General features: G+C 43.2%; 14 protein-coding genes. 5 read left to right on the top strand and 9 right to left on the bottom strand.

The window, feature by feature from the left end:
• Positions 1-32: 32 nt before the first annotated feature.
• The 9 genes from HMPREF9969_RS02780 to HMPREF9969_RS13265 form a co-directional block, all read right to left on the bottom strand.
• Positions 33-671: an NAD(P)H-binding protein gene (locus tag HMPREF9969_RS02780; RefSeq protein ID WP_009434335.1), complete on the bottom strand. Its 639-nt coding sequence runs from the start codon at positions 669-671 to the stop codon at positions 33-35.
• A 56-nt stretch (positions 672-727) separates the two neighbouring features.
• A complete protein-coding gene (locus HMPREF9969_RS02775) occupies positions 728-1,792 on the bottom strand; it encodes a sensor histidine kinase (protein ID WP_036894783.1) in 1,065 nt (354 codons plus the stop codon).
• A 183-nt stretch (positions 1,793-1,975) separates the two neighbouring features.
• Positions 1,976-3,910 carry a 4-hydroxy-3-methylbut-2-en-1-yl diphosphate synthase gene (locus HMPREF9969_RS02770; protein ID WP_009434415.1) on the bottom strand — a complete coding sequence of 645 codons (1,935 nt, stop codon included), beginning with the start codon at positions 3,908-3,910 and terminating at the stop codon, positions 1,976-1,978.
• A gap of 125 nt (positions 3,911-4,035) precedes the next feature.
• Positions 4,036-4,542 (bottom strand): 5-(carboxyamino)imidazole ribonucleotide mutase, encoded by a 507-nt coding sequence (purE, locus tag HMPREF9969_RS02765; protein WP_004383071.1) that lies wholly within the window; start codon positions 4,540-4,542, stop codon positions 4,036-4,038.
• A gap of 43 nt (positions 4,543-4,585) precedes the next feature.
• Entirely contained in the window at positions 4,586-5,203 is a 618-nt protein-coding gene (locus HMPREF9969_RS02760; RefSeq protein ID WP_036894795.1) for a membrane protein, read from the bottom strand.
• 29 nt (positions 5,204-5,232) lie between these two features.
• The gene (rpoN, locus tag HMPREF9969_RS02755; protein ID WP_009434366.1) at positions 5,233-6,747 is read right to left on the bottom strand and encodes an RNA polymerase factor sigma-54; all 1,515 of its coding nucleotides are present in this window, start codon (positions 6,745-6,747) and stop codon (positions 5,233-5,235) included.
• Between the two features lie 48 nt (positions 6,748-6,795).
• Complete coding sequence (locus tag HMPREF9969_RS02750) at positions 6,796-7,443, bottom strand: hypothetical protein (protein WP_036894777.1); 648 nt, start codon at positions 7,441-7,443, stop codon at positions 6,796-6,798.
• 86 nt (positions 7,444-7,529) lie between these two features.
• Positions 7,530-9,707 (bottom strand): TonB-dependent receptor domain-containing protein, encoded by a 2,178-nt coding sequence (locus HMPREF9969_RS02745; RefSeq protein ID WP_009434343.1) that lies wholly within the window; start codon positions 9,705-9,707, stop codon positions 7,530-7,532.
• Positions 9,708-9,839: 132 nt separating this feature from the next.
• Positions 9,840-9,962, bottom strand: coding sequence for a hypothetical protein (locus HMPREF9969_RS13265; RefSeq protein WP_255346210.1), 123 nt, complete (start codon positions 9,960-9,962; stop codon positions 9,840-9,842).
• 208 nt (positions 9,963-10,170) lie between these two features.
• Here HMPREF9969_RS13265 and HMPREF9969_RS02740 point away from each other — a divergent pair, with 208 nt between their 5' ends.
• From HMPREF9969_RS02740 to HMPREF9969_RS02720, 5 genes are all read left to right on the top strand, one after another.
• A complete protein-coding gene (locus HMPREF9969_RS02740) occupies positions 10,171-13,083 on the top strand; it encodes a leucine--tRNA ligase (RefSeq protein ID WP_009434362.1) in 2,913 nt (970 codons plus the stop codon).
• A 69-nt stretch (positions 13,084-13,152) separates the two neighbouring features.
• The gene (locus tag HMPREF9969_RS02735) at positions 13,153-14,139 is read left to right on the top strand and encodes a YitT family protein (protein WP_009434354.1); all 987 of its coding nucleotides are present in this window, start codon (positions 13,153-13,155) and stop codon (positions 14,137-14,139) included.
• A gap of 13 nt (positions 14,140-14,152) precedes the next feature.
• Complete coding sequence (locus HMPREF9969_RS02730) at positions 14,153-14,734, top strand: non-canonical purine NTP diphosphatase (protein WP_009434381.1); 582 nt, start codon at positions 14,153-14,155, stop codon at positions 14,732-14,734.
• 13 nt (positions 14,735-14,747) lie between these two features.
• On the top strand, positions 14,748-15,644 hold the full coding sequence (locus tag HMPREF9969_RS02725; protein ID WP_009434331.1) for a glycosyltransferase family 2 protein: 897 nt from the start codon (positions 14,748-14,750) through the stop codon (positions 15,642-15,644).
• Between the two features lie 24 nt (positions 15,645-15,668).
• Complete coding sequence (locus HMPREF9969_RS02720; RefSeq protein WP_009434379.1) at positions 15,669-17,687, top strand: hypothetical protein; 2,019 nt, start codon at positions 15,669-15,671, stop codon at positions 17,685-17,687.
• Positions 17,688-17,696 lie beyond the last annotated feature (9 nt).

Below are 17,696 nucleotides of genomic sequence, written 5' to 3'. Positions count from 1 at the left end.
TGGAATAGTCTTGTGTTGTATGGAAAGAATCGCTATTTATCCATGGAAAACATATCTTTTGCCTCAAAGACACCTGATTGTTTGCTCTTTGCCAATTCAATCATACAATGTGCTACAAGCTCTGTTTTCATGGGGCGTTGGCTCATGAATAGCCCGAAGCGATTGAGATATTTAAAAATAGAAACAGCTATTTTCTCACTCGTCTTAGTGGTGTTCTTGCGTATTAACGAGGGTGGTCTGAGGATGGAAATCTGCTGGTAAGGTAATTGATTAACGGCCTCCTCTAGTTCACCTTTCATCCTTGGATAAAAGAAATGAGCCTTTGGATTTGCCATAGCAGCCGATACGAGGATGTAAGCCTTTACTCCCTGTTCTGCAGCAGTGCGTGCGAATTGATATTGATAAGTGTAGTCTACCTTGTATTGAGCGTCCTTTGAGCCAGCAGTCTTGCGTGATGTTCCCATGCAAGAGAATACGATGTCGCCATGAATCTGTAGTCTCCAATTATCCGGTTGGTCAAAGTCAACGATGTGCGTCTTTACTTTCTTATGCTGAATCCCTGCATCTCTTCTTACGAAGAGGTCAATCTCTTCAAAGGTGTCATCGCTGATGAGCTGCTGAACAAGGTCTTTTCCTACGGCTCCAGTAGCTCCTAATATGATAGCTTTCATACTTTGTTTTTATTGTTCATATTGGTTATTTGCACTCAAGATATAGCCTTCTTTTATTATTTATAAGGTGTGATAGTAATCTTGGTGCGGTAGGTATTGCGGTCAATTACCTGTTGTATCGTATAGTGTTCGGGGTATATTAACTCTAACCGACGGCACATATTCTCTAGTCCAATGCCTTTCCCACTCTTGTCAGTGGCGTTCTTTGGATAGTTACTATTCTCTGATAAGAAGATGATGTCACCATTCTCTTCAATGATAGAGATGTGTATAAACGATGGTTTACTTGCACTGATACCATGTTTAAAAGCGTTTTCAACAGGCGTAAGGAATAACAATGGGGCTATTAATAGCTGTGAGTTCTGAATTGTGAACTGGCTGGTTATCTCTACATTAGCCCCCGAACGAAGGCGCATGAGGTTGATGTAGTTCTTGATAAAGGCTATTTCGCCTGTTAAACTCACCTCTTTTGGTTGCGTAGCATACAATGTGTAGCGTAATAACTCTGATAGTTGACCTATCGCCCGTTGTGCATTTGCAGGGCTAGTCTGCGTTAGTGACGCTATATTGTTTAGTGTATTAAAGAGGAAATGAGGGTTAAGTTGGTTCTTCAACCAGGCTAGCTCAGCCTCTGTCATCTTCTGTTTCTGTTCTCTTAGCTGTCTTTTCAATGCGTTGTGACGTATATAATACCGCACAAAGATGGCTGCTACGACCATAGCATAGTTGAGTATCATCCATAGAACACCGAACTGATAGAATCCAATTCGGGTGGTTTCGGAGGGCAGTGTGGTGTTATATATATTGAAAAACTGCTTGTCCCAGAGGATAATAAACACTAAGTTGATGATCCAGAAAGTCCATTGTTTGATTCTATCTTTTGCTTCGAAGAAGTAAGGAACAAGTAGATAGAAATTGATCATGAAGACAATTAAGAGCAAGAAGAGTACTAAGGCGTTGATGCGAATTGACTCTTGAATGGTGTTGATATCATGTTCTAGGAGCATGGTGACCAATGTCCAAATGGAGACAAGAGCTGCATATACGCCTACCTGTGCGCCTAATATAGATAGATTGTAGCGTCTCAGGTGTTGTATCATAAACCTCTTTAGTACCTTCATGATGCAAAGATAGACTTTTAAAAGGAAAGATACAAGCGTTTAATATACTACCTTTTTACTTTATCAACATTATTACTATTTTTAACACATACGCCTAATTTGCTCTATACAAGTGCCTTATACATGATGAATTCATTACAAAAAGCCCCTTTCAAGGGGCTTCTCTTGATGATGGGATAGCTATTACTTATTCTTTTCTGCTTGGTCTGCTTTTATCAAAGCAAGTAGATGCTCGACCGCTTCCTCTTCTGGTATATTATGTTCAACACACTCTTGTTTACGATAGAGACTCACCTTCTTTGGTCCAGCACCAACGTATCCGTAGTCGGCATCAGCCATTTCTCCAGGTCCATTAACGATACATCCCATGATACCCACTTTAAGTCCTTTCATGCCTTTAGTGGCTTCTTTGATGCGAGCAATGGTGGTTCTGAGGTCGTAGAGGGTTCGTCCGCAGCCTGGACAAGAGATGTATTCGGTTTTAACCATGCGTAATCTGCCTGCCTGAAGAATAGCGAAAGCAGTCTGTTCCACATCTTCCTGTGCTAAATCTCCATTGTTCATGAGCCATAAACCATCGGTGAGTCCATCCATCATGAGTGCTCCCATGTCCGCAGCAGCTTCTAGTTGGAATTGCTCTTTGGGTCTAACTATTAACGAAGTAGGCGTATTGGCTGGTTGTATCGGTGCATCCGTCGTAGAGTGTTGATACATCTGTGCGAAGATAAGAGGGTTCTTCACCCCAGCAATCATCAGTTGATGAGCCAGTGCGCGTTGGTCTCCAAGGCGGTTCTGATGGTTAGTCATGCAGATAACAACTACCTCTGGATGAGCTTTCAAGCATGCTAAGAACTCCTCGGAAGGTGTTCCGAACTTCAAAACAAGGAACTTCACATCCTTATTAATTGCACTGATGAAAGGCATACCAGTAACTGGAAAGATGGGATAAACGTTCTCCAACGATTGACAACCACTATTGGCAAGATTCATATAGGCATCATAATCGAGGATATACCTTTGTTTCTTCTCTTGTTTCTCTGGTAGTTCGCCCTGCACATAGATGTAGTCTGGACTCGGCAACTCGGCTGATGAAACCTCAACAGCAGCTTGTTTAGGGTGACGAGTAGCAATGACAACGGGCACGTTATCGCCTCCTATGTTACCAGCAGGCACTGTCTTACGACGTACAGGACGCAAATAATCAAAGCCAGTATAGGCTTCTCCTGGGATAAGAAGATGTTTCTCGTGACGGCGAAGATACCATGCAAGGTACTTGGCAACGGGTATCTCACATTCAGGTTCCTCACTTAACGATACGCGAATGGTGTCTCCTATGCCATCAGCAAGCAATGCGCCAATACCAACTGCACTCTTAATACGACCGTCTTCACCCTCTCCAGCCTCGGTAACACCTAAGTGCAATGGGTAAGTCATGCCCTCTTTCTCCATCTCGGAAACTAATAATCGGACAGAGCGAACCATCACTACGGTATTAGAAGACTTGATGGAGATAACGACATCATGGAAGTTATACTTGCGAAAGATGCGTAGGAACTCCATACAACTTGCCACTATGCCCTCCGGAGTATCGCCATATCGATTGCGAATGCGGTCTGATAAGCTACCATGATTTACTCCTATGCGTACTGCCGTATGGTTTTCTTTACAGATATTGATGAATGGAACGAGTCGATCCTCAATCTTCTTCAACTCCTGCGCATACTCTTCATCAGTATATTCAAGCTTTTTGAATGTTCGAGCAGGGTCCACATAATTACCTGGATTGATACGTACTTTCTCTGCATAGAGCGCTGCTACATCTGCAACATTCGCATTGAAGTGAACGTCGGCACACAGAGGTGTGTTGTAACCAGCAGCTCTCAACCCAGCATTGATATGTTGTAAGTTCTCTGCCTCACGCTTTCCTTGTGTGGTAAGGCGCACGAGTTCGCCCCCAGCATCAATGATTCTTTTGGCTTGAGCCACACTTCCTTCTGTGTCATCAGTGGATGTTGTGGTCATAGACTGTATACGAACTGGATTCTCACCACCGATGTTCAATGCCCCAACATGGGCTACCGTGGTCTTCCTCCTGGCATAGTTAAATAAATCAATCATTGTCTTTTATCTTCTTAATTCATACCCCATCACTCAAAACTCATACCTCTCTCTATGCTTAGTAAGTAATTCTAACAATCATGAAGGATGAGTTTTGAATGATGAGTTACGGCTAATAAAGTTGCTTAGCACTTATACTTATAGTCCTGAATGGCTGCTAGTTCCTTATTAGCCTTCTCTATCTTTTGTCCTAAAGACGCCTTCCAGTTATCGATCTTTTGTGCAATAGCATCGTTACCAAGCGCTATCATCTCTGCAGCAAGTATCGCCGCATTCTGTGCGCCATTAACTCCTACGGTTGCAACAGGTATCCCTGGAGGCATTTGAATTATCGATAACATCGCATCGAGACCATCAAGCATACCCTTGATAGGCACTCCGATGACTGGTAATGGGGTTGATGCGGCAATGACACCAGGTAAGGCTGCTGCCATACCAGCACCTGCGATGATAACTTTTACACCTCTTCCCTTAGCTTCTTTAGCAAAGGTTTCAACGGCATCAGGCGTTCTGTGTGCTGAAAGAGCATTCACTTCGAAAGGAATCTCTTGCTGTTCTAACCACTTACAAGCCTTTTCCATTACTGGTAAGTCGCTTGTCGAACCCATGATAATACTAACTAATGGCTTCATATTTAATTCTTGTTTTAGATGAGTTGATGCTTATCTCGTTTACTTATAAGTTTATAATCGTAAGGAAGGAACTGATGATACCAAGGAAGAAACCCGATGTCACTTGTTCTAAAGTGTGCTGTCTTAGAATCATCCTACTGCTTCCAACCATTCCAGAAACTATCAGTGTAAGGCATAGCCACCACATTGGATCAAAGTTATACATCAATGAGAAGGCTATCAAAGAACCTGTTACTCCACCAATAGCTGCCGTATGCGTCGATATTTTCCACCATATATTAATGATGGCGCAGAGTATCTGTATGACCAGAGCAACTATGAGTATCGAGGTCAGCATGTGCGGTAGATGAAGTAAGTTCATGATGTAGAAGCACGTAAAATAGCACACAATGGATAATATATAAGGTACTACTCGCTTCTCTTTCTGCCCTAATTGTATAGGAGTCCACCCCTGATACTGACGGTAGAGATGGATAAGAATGGTGGGAAAAAGCACTGTAAAGGCATAAACCAATAGGATATAAGAGAGCTTAGCTTGCCACGGGAACATGCTAAGATAGCTGAAGGTAAAGATAGCAAGAATGCCTACTACGGGTAAGTAAAAGGGTGTGAGCACCATACTCACTACTCTTGCGGTTAATATAATATTCTTTTCATTCATCTCAAATGGTTCTTCTAATACCTTTACAATCATTCTTTTCTAAGCCTTGCAACCGGTAAGCCCAGTTGTTCTCGATACTTAGCAACCGTGCGCCGAGCAATCGGGAAGCCCTTTTCCTTTAGTTGTTTTGCTAATGCGTCATCGCTAAGAGGCTTACTCTTATCCTCTTCCTTGATTAGATCTCGCAGTGCTATCTTGATCTTCCGAGTAGACATTTCCTCGCCATCAGTGGTTGTGTAGCTATCAGAGAAGAAGAACCTAAGTGGGAAAGTGCCCCACTTTGTTTGCGCATACTTGATGTTGCTCACTCGAGAAATCGTCGAGATATCTAGTCCGGTGCGGTCAGCTATATCCTTAAGAATCATTGGCTTCAATTCAGCCTCATCCCCGTCTTGGAAGAATTTACGCTGAATATCAATGATAGCACGCATTGTTACTTGTAGAGTATGGCGTCTTTGCTTCACTGCCTCAATGAATCCTTGTGCCTTATCAACCTTCTCTTTGGCATAAAGCAAGGCTTCCTTCTCTTGTCGATTCATACCCGCTTTATTGTTCCGATAGGCTGCCAGCATCTCATTAAAGCTCGGTGAGACGTGTAACTCAGGTAGATTACCATGATTAAGACTAAAGGTAATGGTGCCATCATCCTCTGTTTCGATGATAAAGTCAGGTGTTATCTGTTGCAGGTTACGCCCTTGTGTTTCCCCCATAGACGCTCCCGGCTTTGGATTTAACTTGCGTATCTCCTTTTGCAAGGTCTCCACTTGAAGATCAGAGAGCCCCATTGCAACCTTAATCTTATCCCAATGCTTCTTCGTGAAAGCATCGAAATGGCGTGTGAGAACCTGTTTCACATATTGATATAACTGTCCGTTGCGTTTCCACTCGCCGTTTTCAACCTTTCGTTCTACTTGTAGTAACAAACATTCCTGCAAACTTCTGGCACCGATACCAGCTGGATCAAAGTCCTGCAATAGCTTTAGTACATCCTCAATCTCCTGTGTTGTAGCATCAATACCATGGTAGATTGCAAGTTCATCACTGATGGTGTCCAAGTCTTTCCGCAGTAGTCCATCATCGTCCAAACTACCAATAAGATACTCCAGAATATCCCTTTGCCGTTCAGTTAGCTCCAGTTCGCCCACTTGCTCATTGAGTTTATCGATAAAGGAAGTGGTATCTCCGTAAACAATCTCCTCATAGTCAGCATTGTTGCGTTGCTGTCTTGAATCGTAAGTCGGCAAGTCGTCATCCGATTGCATACGTTCCAAAGCAGAGTCAAGGGCGTCTTGTCTCTCCTCACGTTCCTGTTGTGAGTCGAAATCATCATCCTCTCTCTGTTCTACGGAATCGTTTGTATCAATGCTATCAGACTCCTCTCCGCCTGCTTCTAACGCTGGGTTATCATCTAACTCGGCGTTCACAGACTCTTCCAGTTCGGTGAGTGGCATCTCTAAGAGCTTCACTTGCAACATTTGTTGCTGTGAGAGACGCTGCACCTGTTGCTGTTTTTGGGTCTGAATCTGTACTTGTTCTTGTGCCATTACTATACCTGAATTACGCTACAAAAGTACTAAAAAAAAGCATGAAAATCACTGGAAGTAATCTTTTAATTGTGCAGCTAGGGCAGAAAGTCTATCTGGGTTATCATTACCATATCGGTTCCATATATCCTGACAAGGCAATAACAGGGGTGTAATCATTAGTTCTTCGCGATTGAGATAAGGGTCACAAAACTGAAAGGCATCCATTACCTCCACCACTGAATGGGCCTTTATCTTCATCAACTTAGCCATTTCTCGTATCTCGGGAGTCTCTTCTACCATCGTGATAGGCGTCAGTCGGAAGTAAAGATCTAATATTATCACGAGCATGAAAGGTCTCAATTCATTATAACCATCTATTGGAAGGAAGTCATGCTCAAATGTTTCCCTTAGTTGCACACCATTATAAAACTCCTTCGCTTTGCCGAATCCCTTCATTGAACGCAGTTTCTTCACATCCTTATTGAGCTTGCGTGTGTTCTCAGCGTAGGTTTCCCAGATAAGTTGTAACACTGGTGTGTCACGGTGGCGCAGCTTGAATTGCTGTTCATAGAGGCTCTTTGGCGGTATATGAAGTTCCAAACTAAGCTCTACCAACGCATGGGAATACATTGGCTTCATGCCCTCCGGCTTCTTTAAATACAGCTGGAGGAGGAGTAACCAGTAGTCGTCAGACCATAAGGGATGTGTCGCCATATATAGAAAGGAGTATCTTTGTTTTTCGCAAAGATACTCCTTTTTATATTAATAAGCAAATTTTTGCTCACTTCTGATAGCCCTCTCTATTGCTTCGTACCGCCCACTAAGTCATCATTCTTTATGCTCCTATCAACTTTCTTCACGTTTGCACGCAGCTTTCCGAAGTTCCATGAGAGGCTAATACCGAACTCTCTTGGCTTATCCCAAGACTTTTCTTGACCTATAAAGTCTCCTTTCACGGTACGCGTGTTATACTCCTGTCGTTTCGTGAAAGGCATTTTGCTATAAAGTGTAAGGGTGAGTTTATCTTTGAGGAAACGTCTGGTAAGATTGAATACATAGTTGTTCCAGTGTTCCCCATATAGGTAAGGCGTATATACAGGGCGTCCGAATTGCACATAAAGGTTCGCCTCGAAAGTCAATTTCCATGGTAACTTCTGTTCCACATCGAAGTATATATCCCCCCAGCAGCCCCTGTTCTTTATCGAAGGAGAGGGGATGCTGATTCGTGAATAATTAACCGAACCATTCAAACTAAGGCTCGTTCCCGTGAAAGGTTGCCATTGCATGTAAGAAGAGACACCCAGACTTCTCTTCTTCATAACGTTATCGTATGTTGCAACAATATCCTGTCCATCAGTGTAACGGGTTCCTGTTATATCGTTATTAGTGAAGGAGTAATAAGGAGTGAAGCTCCATGTCAGTTTCGGAGTGATTAATGTATAGGTCATTTGGAGCTTCTGGTTATGACTACTTCCTAAGTTGGCATTACCATAAGATACATAGTTTGGTGTGCGAACAACAGCCGGATTAAGATACTTGATACCAGGTCTATTGATGCTTGTACTATAACTGAACTTTAGCGTTTGGGCGTCTGTTATCTTGTATTGAACGCTTGCGGAGGGCACCCAGTCATAGAGATTGGCATGGAAACCGGTTGCGCTTCCATCTGGAAACTCGGCTTTCATGTAGCTATACTCATATCTCAAGCCAGCTCGAGCAGACCAATTACCAGCCGTAAAGAGGTAAGACAGATAGGCAGCAGCCACCTGTGTGTTATGCTTAAACTCCTTGTCTTCGTTCGGCATAGAGCCTGTGTAATCTGTACGTGTGTGACTGTTATTGTTGCGAAGGATGTATTTTAGACCGCTTTCGAGCTTATGCTGTTTACCAAAGGGGCGCACGTAATCCAGTTGGAAGGTGTGTTCCGTGAATCGCTCACGCGAGTGTAAGTCACAAGCAGTGTAGTTGAAGGGTGCATTCACAAGGTTACTTAACTCTATGTGATTGGTCTTCCTATTTCGTGTAGCAGCCAACATGTAAGACAGTGTGAGCACTTCTCCATCCAAGTGAGTCTTGTGCTGATAGTCTAATCGCCCTCCGATGTTGAAATAAGAGTAGTGAGGTATCGTTGTGGATTCATCATATTGATAGAGAAGATGGTTGTTCTTGTCCCATCGTTTATAGTTCGATATAATCGTATTGCCCACCTTATAACCGAAAAGAGAGGCCGATGCAGTCAAGAGATTCAGTGAGTCAAGCTCATAACTGGCACTGACGTTACCGATATGAATGTTCCCACTCGTGGCGTGGTGACTCTTTTCAAGAGATTTCTCACCCGTCTTGAGGTATGTAAACGAGCTTTCTACCTCTCTTTCCGTTTGCTTCCCTGCCTGATAATATTCCATGTAGTTAATGGTAGTAGTGAGCTTTCCCACCTGCGTAGTGAGCGTTGTTCCAAGTCCAACAGAGCCGTATGAACTTACATTTGTTTGTATATTGCCTGATAATCCTTGCATGCGTACATTGCTCATCGTTACGATGTTGAGTATAGTTGACGTCCCTTCGGCATCATACTTAGCACCGGGATCGGTGATAACCTCAATCCTCTTGATGGTAGAAGCAGGCATTGCTTTCAGTATCTCTTTGAGACTTTGCCCTGCAAAAGCAGGGTCGGGGTGCCCGTTCTTATATACTTTGAAGTTCGTAGAACCTTGTACTTTGATATTGTCCTGACCATCGACAGTGACGAAAGGAACCTTTTTCAGCACCTCTAACGTGTTCTTCGTTTGTGCCGTCACATCGTCTTTCACGTTGTAAGTCAGCTTGTCAATATCATTCTTAATCAGCTGTTTTTGATGCGTCACAACGACTTCTTTCAACTTTTGCGTCTTCGTTGTGTCACTCTTAGTGGCTTCTTGTGCCGATAAAGGGGTTGTCAAGAAGAGGATTATTGATAGTAGGATGGCGTTTCTTCTCATAATGGTATCCTTTCTAAGATATAGTTAATAATCGGAGACAAAGATATGTTTTTTCTTTCAACTTGTCAATAGTTACTACTTGTTTTTTTACGTTTTTTTACCTTTCCCAACCCCTCCCAAGGAGGGGAGTGCCTAACGGAAGCCAGCAAGGGGACGGCAGGTCGGGGTGTAACGATGCAATGCCTCGTTAGCTGTAACAGCAGGGGTAAAGACAAAGAGACGCCTTCTTTGTTTTGAAGAGGGCGTTTCTTCCATGCGAAGAGGGCGTTTCCTTGATGTGAAGAGACGCCTTTTTTGTTTGTAAATAACGCTATTCACTCCCCTCTCCATTCGGAGAGTGGTTGGGGGTGAGGCTTTTTTAGTGTTTTAATCGTTGGTCGTTAAGCGAATTAAAGACCGGTAAATAGCATTAGTATCGAATACTTTTTGTAAATTTGCACATTAGTTATAACAAGTGAAAAGAATGGAATACAACTTCAGAGACATTGAGCAGAAATGGCAACAGAAGTGGGTTGATTTGAAGACTTACAAGGTTGTTGAAGATAAGAATAAACAGAAGTTCTACGTGCTAAACATGTTCCCTTACCCATCTGGGGCAGGCTTACATGTGGGTCACCCGTTGGGTTATATAGCCAGTGATATATATGCTCGCTATAAGAGACTCAATGGTTTTAACGTCTTAAACCCTATGGGTTACGATGCTTATGGGCTCCCCGCAGAGCAGTATGCCATACAGACTGGACAGCACCCAGAGGTTACGACGAAGAAAAACATAGCCCGTTACCGTGAGCAACTGGATAAGATTGGCTTCTCATTTGACTGGGATAGAGAGGTAAGAACGTGTGACCCGCATTATTACCATTGGACTCAATGGGCATTCGAACAGATGTTTAACTCCTATTACGACAATCGTTTGCAGAAGGCGCAACCTATTTCTCAACTCGTAAAGCACTTTGAAGAGGAGGGAACTCTCAATCTCGACGTGGCTAAAAGTGAGGAGTTTGTATTCTCAGCACGCGACTGGATGAGCATGGATGAGCATGAGCAACAGGAGAAACTGATGAACTATCGCATTGCTTACTTGGGTGAGACGATGGTGAATTGGTGCCCTGGTTTGGGTACAGTGTTGGCTAATGACGAGGTTGTCAATGGTGTTAGCGAGCGTGGCGGATACCCAGTTGTACAAAAGCTGATGAAGCAGTGGTGCCTAAGAGTGTCTGCTTATGCCCAGAGACTATTGGATGGTTTAGAGAAAATAAACTGGTCTGATTCTATTAAAGAGACCCAGAAGAACTGGATAGGACGCTCGGAAGGAACAGAGGTGGAGTTTAAGTATGTTACTCCAAATGGTTCTGAAGGGCAGAAAGAAGGAAAGTTTACCATCTTCACAACGCGTGCTGATACAATGTTTGGCGTCACTTTCATGGTTCTTGCACCAGAGTCTGAACTCGTAGCAGAGCTTACCTCGGATGCACAGAAAGCTGAGGTGGAGGATTATCTGGCTTATGTAAAGAAGCGAACAGAGCTTGAACGAATGTCAGATCGTAAGGTGACGGGTGTCTTCTCAGGCTCTTATGGTATTAATCCATTCACTGGTGAGCAGCTTCCTATATATGTGTCTGAATACGTATTAGCGGGCTATGGCACTGGAGCAATTATGGCTGTGCCTGCTCATGACAGCCGTGATTATGCCTTCGCAAAGCACTTTAACTTGCCAATCGTACCTCTGATTGAGGGCGCGGACGTGTCGGAAGAGAGCTTCGATGCGAAAGAAGGAATCGTTATTAACTCTCCTGCGGAAGGCAAGGAGGCTGCTTTGGAGGGTTTCTCTCTCAATGGGCTCACGGTGAAAGAGGCTATCGCAAAGACAAAGAAGTTTGTTAGTGAGAGAGGAATCGGACGTGTGAAGGTGAATTACCGACTGCGTGATGCCATCTTCTCACGCCAACGCTATTGGGGAGAACCATTCCCTGTCTATTATAAGAAAGGGATGCCTTACATGGTACCAACGGACTGCTTGCCGTTGGAGTTGCCTGAGATAGATAAATATGAGCCTACTGAGAGTGGCGAACCACCATTGGGTCGTGCGAAGATGTGGGCTTGGAGCGAGAAAGAAAACAAGGTTGTTGATAAGTCATTAGTAGATGATGAGACCGTATTCCCGCTTGAGTTGAATACAATGCCAGGTTTCGCAGGTAGTTCGGCATACTATCTTCGCTACATGGATCCGCATAATAACGATGCACTTGTGGGTCGCGAGGCTGATGAGTATTGGCAGAATGTGGACTTATATGTGGGTGGTACCGAGCATGCCACTGGTCACTTGATATACAGCAGATTCTGGAATAAGTTCTTATTCGATATTGGTTGCAGTTGTAAAGACGAACCATACGAGAAGTTAGTGAACCAGGGTATGATTCAAGGACGCTCTAACTTTGTTTATCGAATCAATTCCGATGACCACTCAAAGGCTCCTGTCTTTGTTAGCTTAGGGCTGAAAGACAAGTATGAAACGACTCCTATCCATGTCGATGTGAATATTGTTCATGCTGATGTACTCGATGTTGAGGCTTTCAAGGCATGGCGTCCTGAATACAAAGATGCCGAGTTTATCTTCGAAGATGGTAGTAAGTCGGCTGATAGAACATCGAATGATAGTACCGCAGGTAATGCTGTTTACAAGTGTGGTTGGGCGATAGAGAAGATGTCAAAGTCCATGTTCAACGTTGTCAATCCAGATGATATTGTGGAGCAGTATGGCGCTGATACACTTCGTCTCTACGAGATGTTCTTAGGTCCGGTAGAGGCTAGTAAGCCTTGGGATACCAATGGTATTGATGGATGTTTCCGCTTCTTAAAGAAGTTCTGGAAGCTTTATCAACAGGAACTGAACGATGAGGAGCCATCGAAGGAGTCGTTGAAGAGTGTGCACAAGCTTATCAAGAAGGTGACAGGAGACATCGAGCAGTTCTCTTACAACACTGCTATTTCAGCGTTCATGATATGTGTTAATGAGCTAAGTCAGCAGAAGTGCGCTAACAAGGAACTGTTGAAAAAGCTGGTAATTGTCATTGCGCCATTTGCACCACACATGGCAGAAGAGTTGTGGGAGCAGTTGGGTGGTGAGACAAAGAGCGTTTGTGATGCCACTTGGCCAGCTTGGGACGAGTCTTACCTAGTGGAGAATGAGGTGCAACTGACAGTTTCTTTCAATGGTAAAGCACGTTTCCAAATGACTTTCCCAGCTGATGCTACAAAGGAAGACATCGAGAAGTGCGCATTAGCAGACGACCGCAGTAAGCATTACATAGATGGTAAAACAATCGTAAAGACCATCGTTGTACCTCGAAAGATTATCAACATCGTTTGTAAGTAACTAATATCTAAACCAGAGAGGATGTGTGTTTACACTGCACACATCCCCTCTATATACCTTTTAAGACCTATGACTATTAATCAACAGCTTATCCGTTCAGAAGCAAAGGATTATCTCTTTCTTACGATGGGACTGCTTCTTTATGCCGTTGCCTTCACTATCTTCCTCCTTCCTTATGAGATTGTTACGGGTGGAGTAACGGGTATGTCCGCCATTGTTTACTATGCAACTGGATTCAAGATAGAGAACACTTACATGATAATCAACATCTCCCTGTTGGTTGTCGCACTAAAGATTCTGGGCTTCAAGTTTATGATGAAGACCATATATGCTATCTTCGCACTCTATTTCATGCTGAAGTTTGCACAAGACCTGATGCCTGTTGATGCTCATGGACACTTCATTAAGGTGCTTGGGGAGGGGCAGGATTTCATGTCATTGATTATTGGCTGTTGTATAACTGGTACTGGTCTTGCCATCGTCTTCTTAAATAATGGAAGTACGGGAGGCACTGATATCATCGCAGCATGCGTCAATAAGTATCGCGACATATCGTTAGGACAAGTGTTGATGGGCGTCGATATATTGATAGTAGGTAGTTGTCTCTTCTTCCCGCAGTTTGGTTCTATGGTCGACCGATTGCATAAGATGGTCTTTGGATACTGCACTATGTTCATCGAATGCTTCATGCTTGACCATGTAATGAACATGAGAAGGGAGTCAGTACAGTTCCTTATCTTCTCATGGAAACATGAGGAAATAGCCAAAGCTATCGTCGATGAGACGGAGCACGCCCTTACTATACTCGATGGACATGGTTGGTACACAGGCAATGACATGAAGGTTATATGCTTACTAGCGAAGAAGAACGAGAGTAAAACTATCTTCCGTCTTATCAAGATGGTTGACCCTACAGCCTTCGTAAGCCAGAGTTCGGTCATAGGAGTGTATGGCGAAGGCTTTGATCAGATAAAGATTAAGGCAAAGAAGGATAAGAGGAAGCAGATAGAGAAGCTGCAACAAGCTGCTGAGAGTGTGCCTGTAAACAAAGAATAAATGGCTTTTTGAGATGAAAATAGTATTTGCAACGAATAATAAACATAAGTTAGAAGAGATCAAGGACATCTTAGGTAAGGACTTCGAGATTGTTTCTTTGGCTGAAATAGGCTGTCATGAGGATATTCCAGAGACGGGTTTAACATTGGAGGAGAACGCTCGCCAAAAGTCAACCTACATCGTTGAGCATTACAACCACGATTGTTTTGCGGATGATACGGGGCTTGAGGTGGATTCACTCAATGGTGAACCAGGTGTTCATTCAGCCCGTTATGCTGAAGGAACTGACCACGATAGCGAAGCAAACATGCGTAAGTTGCTATCGAAGATGTCGAATGTTAAGGATCGTACAGCACGTTTCCGCACGGTTATCTCATTAATCATTAATGGTGTAGAACATCAATTTGAAGGGCGTGTCGAAGGGCGTATTGCAACCGAGAAACATGGTACAGAAGGCTTCGGATATGACCCTATTTTCATTCCAGAAGGCTATGACAAGAGCTTTGCAGAGCTTGGCGAAGAGGTGAAGAATCAGATTTCTCACCGTGCAAGAGCCGTTAAGAAGCTCGCAGAATACCTTTCCTCATCTTGCTAAAGCATTCCTCTACGTGCTATCAATACTCCTTCCTGTTTATAAATGTAGCTGTGTGGCTTTGGTAACAGAGCTACAACGGCAATGTGTGGAGTGTGGTATTGCGTATGAGATCATCGTGGCTGACGATGGGACAATGGCTGATACTACGAATCAGTACATCGTTGAGTGTAACAAAGTCATTGGTCAGTTAGAGGGCGTGCGGTATATTATAAGGCTGGAGAATGTCGGTCGGTCAGCCATTCGCAACTTCCTTTTCTCGCAATCAAAAGGTGATTGTATTCTCTTTATAGATGGTGATTTATCCCTTGATAACCCCGATTTCATTCGTAGATACACGCAGGCAGAAGGTGATGTGGTCGTTGGTGGCATCAAAATAGGTGGCAATCCAGAACAATGGAAAGGGAATCTTAGATATAAATATGAGTGTGCTTTCGAACGAAAGAATAGTTTGAGTGATAGACAGAAGAGACCTTTTCAAAGTTTCCGCACTACTAACTTTATGGTAAAAAGAGCGGTCTTTGTCCAACACCCATTTGACGAGAAGCTCACTCATTATGGTTATGAAGATGTATTGTGGGGTAAGGCTCTTGAAGAGAACGGGGTTCAGATAACCCATATTAATAATCCCATAACCCTAACCGACTATGAGAATAACACTTTGTTTATAGATAAGACGGAGGAGTCTTTACGAACTCTTTATGAGTACCAGATGCTATTGAAAGGATATTCTAAGTTGTTAGAAATGAAAGATAGGATGGTACGATTTCATCTAGTGAAGGCTATTCTAATAGTTCATAAATTGTTCGGTGAGAAGGTAAAGATGCTTTTGCAAGGCAATAAACCAAGCGTCTTTCTGTTTAATGTATATAAGCTCATGTATTATATAAGCCTTGAGCAGCAAGCAAGATAATATTCATTTCGACAAGAACCCACTATGACAATAAAACGAATTATCCTATCTTTTATCATTCTCATATCCTCTCTCTCTGCTTTTGCAGGAGGTATTGGGACATGGAAGTCTTACCTTTCTTATGCCAACATACAATGGGTTGAGCAAGGAGGCAATCGGTTATATGTACTTGCATCTAATGCCCTTTACACCTATAATAAGGCTGATCAAAGTATTCAAACATACGATAAACAGAACGGACTAAGCTCTATTGACATCCGATTCATTGGTTGGAACGAAGTTGCCAAGCGCCTTGTTATTGTCTACGAAGACAATAATATCGACCTAATGGACGCTAAGGGGAACGTTACGAACGTACCCGACTATTACTTAAAGGCTTTGACTTCCGACAAGACTATCTATAGTATTGATATGAATGGGGCTTATTGCTATCTCTCAACAGGCTTCGGACTTGTCAAACTCAATGTTGCTAAGGCAGAAATAAGCGATAGTTACAACCTCTCTTTCCCGGTTAATTATAGTTATCTGGATGGTTCTTATATCTATGCCGCAAGCCAGTCTAATGGGCTATATCGTGCTCCGTTAACGGCAAACTTGCTCGATAAGAACAACTGGACACGGGTTGGTGGCTATGTGGCAAGACCTAAGACGATGGCTGTAAACCTCCTTAATCAAGCGAAAACATTGAGTCCCGGAGGTCCAAAGTATAATGGTTTTACCTATATTCAATACCTTAATAACCGCTTATATACCGTTCCTGGTATGTTTAAATCAGGTTATGGAGATTCTAATACACCTGGTGCTGTACAGATTCTACACGATGATGAGTGGACGAATTATCAAGAGAATCTATCGTTAAAAACGGGCTATGACTATCTTGATAACAATGTTCTTGCAGTCGATCCACGCAATGCTAACCATGTATTTGTTGGTGGAAGAACAGGCTTATATGAGTTTCTTGGTGGGCAGTTAAAGACTTATTATAACAAAGACAACAGCTTGTTACAAGGCGCAATGGACCGAGGACGAGAGTTAGGAAACAACTATGTGCTTATTAATGGACTTTGTTTCGATAATAAAGGAGACCTTTGGATATTAAATAGTCAAGCCTCCAGAGAGAATCTCTTGCGTCTTTCGGCTGATGGACAGATGACTTCTTTCAGTAAGCCAGCCCTTATGAAGGATGGAGTAGGGGGCTCAGTCCTAACAAGTATGGTCTTTGATAACCGCAACAACTTATGGTTCTGTAACGATCACTGGGGCTATCCGGCTTTGTTCTGTTACCAACCAGCAACCGACAAGTTGCTTTCTTTCACTCGATTTGTCAATGAGGATGGTTCAAACTTAGACTTAGTACCCCATAGCGTGACACCTTTGTCGAATGGAGATGTGTGGGTTACCACTACTATAGGACCACTTCTCTTGTCTCGTTCGGCTATTGATAACCCTGAAACAGCCGTTTTTACGCAGGTAAAAGTGCCTCGTAACGATGGTACCAACCTTGCCGATTATCTTCTGTCGGGCATTGATGTCACCTGTATGGCTATTGATGGAGGGGGCAGGAAATGGTTTGGAACAAAGGCAAATGGTGTTTATCTCATCAGTGCCGATAATATGACACAGGTGAAACACATCCTCTCTTCAAATAGTCCGCTCCTATCGGATAATATCCTTTCTATCGCTATCAACAACGCAACAGGCGAAGTCTTCTTCGGTACGGACAAGGGTTTATGCTCTTACATGAGCGATGCGACGACACCATCCGACCAACCAAGTGAGAACAAAACATACGCTTATCCAAATCCAGTTAAGCCCGGTTATACAGGTTCAATCACCATTGTTGGACTCTCAATGAACGCTGATGTGAAGATTGTCACTACAAATGGTGTACTCGTTGCAGCAGGTACTAGCAATGGTGGTAGCTTTGTTTGGGATGGCAAGGACAAGTTCGGTAAACCTGTTGCATCGGGTGTTTACATGGTTGAAAGTGCTGATGAAGACGGCAACAATGGTGTTGTTTGTAAGGTGGCGATTGTTAGATAGAGAGGAAAT

Origin of the sequence: Prevotella sp. oral taxon 306 str. F0472 (assembly GCF_000257925.1) — a bacterium.
Classification (GTDB): Bacteria; Bacteroidota; Bacteroidia; order Bacteroidales; family Bacteroidaceae; genus Prevotella; species Prevotella vespertina.
The sequence above is the reverse complement of the archived record's forward strand: the minus strand, read 5'-3'. Positions and strand labels throughout refer to the sequence as shown.

Excerpts from the sequence above, each read along its gene's own strand:
- HMPREF9969_RS02730 (WP_009434381.1), top strand. The coding sequence starts at position 14,153 with ATGAAAATAGTATTTGCAACGAATAATAAACATAAGTTAGAAGAGATC.
- HMPREF9969_RS02780 (WP_009434335.1), bottom strand. The coding sequence starts at position 671 with ATGAAAGCTATCATATTAGGAGCTACTGGAGCCGTAGGAAAAGACCTT.
- HMPREF9969_RS02760 (WP_036894795.1), bottom strand. The coding sequence starts at position 5,203 with ATGAATGAAAAGAATATTATATTAACCGCAAGAGTAGTGAGTATGGTG.
- purE (WP_004383071.1), bottom strand. The coding sequence starts at position 4,542 with ATGAAGCCATTAGTTAGTATTATCATGGGTTCGACAAGCGACTTACCA.
- HMPREF9969_RS02740 (WP_009434362.1), top strand. The coding sequence starts at position 10,171 with ATGGAATACAACTTCAGAGACATTGAGCAGAAATGGCAACAGAAGTGG.
- HMPREF9969_RS02720 (WP_009434379.1), top strand. The coding sequence starts at position 15,669 with ATGACAATAAAACGAATTATCCTATCTTTTATCATTCTCATATCCTCT.
- rpoN (WP_009434366.1), bottom strand. The coding sequence starts at position 6,747 with ATGGCACAAGAACAAGTACAGATTCAGACCCAAAAACAGCAACAGGTG.
- HMPREF9969_RS02750 (WP_036894777.1), bottom strand. The coding sequence starts at position 7,443 with ATGGCGACACATCCCTTATGGTCTGACGACTACTGGTTACTCCTCCTC.
- HMPREF9969_RS02745 (WP_009434343.1), bottom strand. The coding sequence starts at position 9,707 with ATGAGAAGAAACGCCATCCTACTATCAATAATCCTCTTCTTGACAACC.
- HMPREF9969_RS02735 (WP_009434354.1), top strand. The coding sequence starts at position 13,153 with ATGACTATTAATCAACAGCTTATCCGTTCAGAAGCAAAGGATTATCTC.
- HMPREF9969_RS02775 (WP_036894783.1), bottom strand. The coding sequence starts at position 1,792 with ATGAAGGTACTAAAGAGGTTTATGATACAACACCTGAGACGCTACAAT.
- HMPREF9969_RS02770 (WP_009434415.1), bottom strand. The coding sequence starts at position 3,910 with ATGATTGATTTATTTAACTATGCCAGGAGGAAGACCACGGTAGCCCAT.
- HMPREF9969_RS13265 (WP_255346210.1), bottom strand. The coding sequence starts at position 9,962 with ATGGAAGAAACGCCCTCTTCAAAACAAAGAAGGCGTCTCTTTGTCTTT.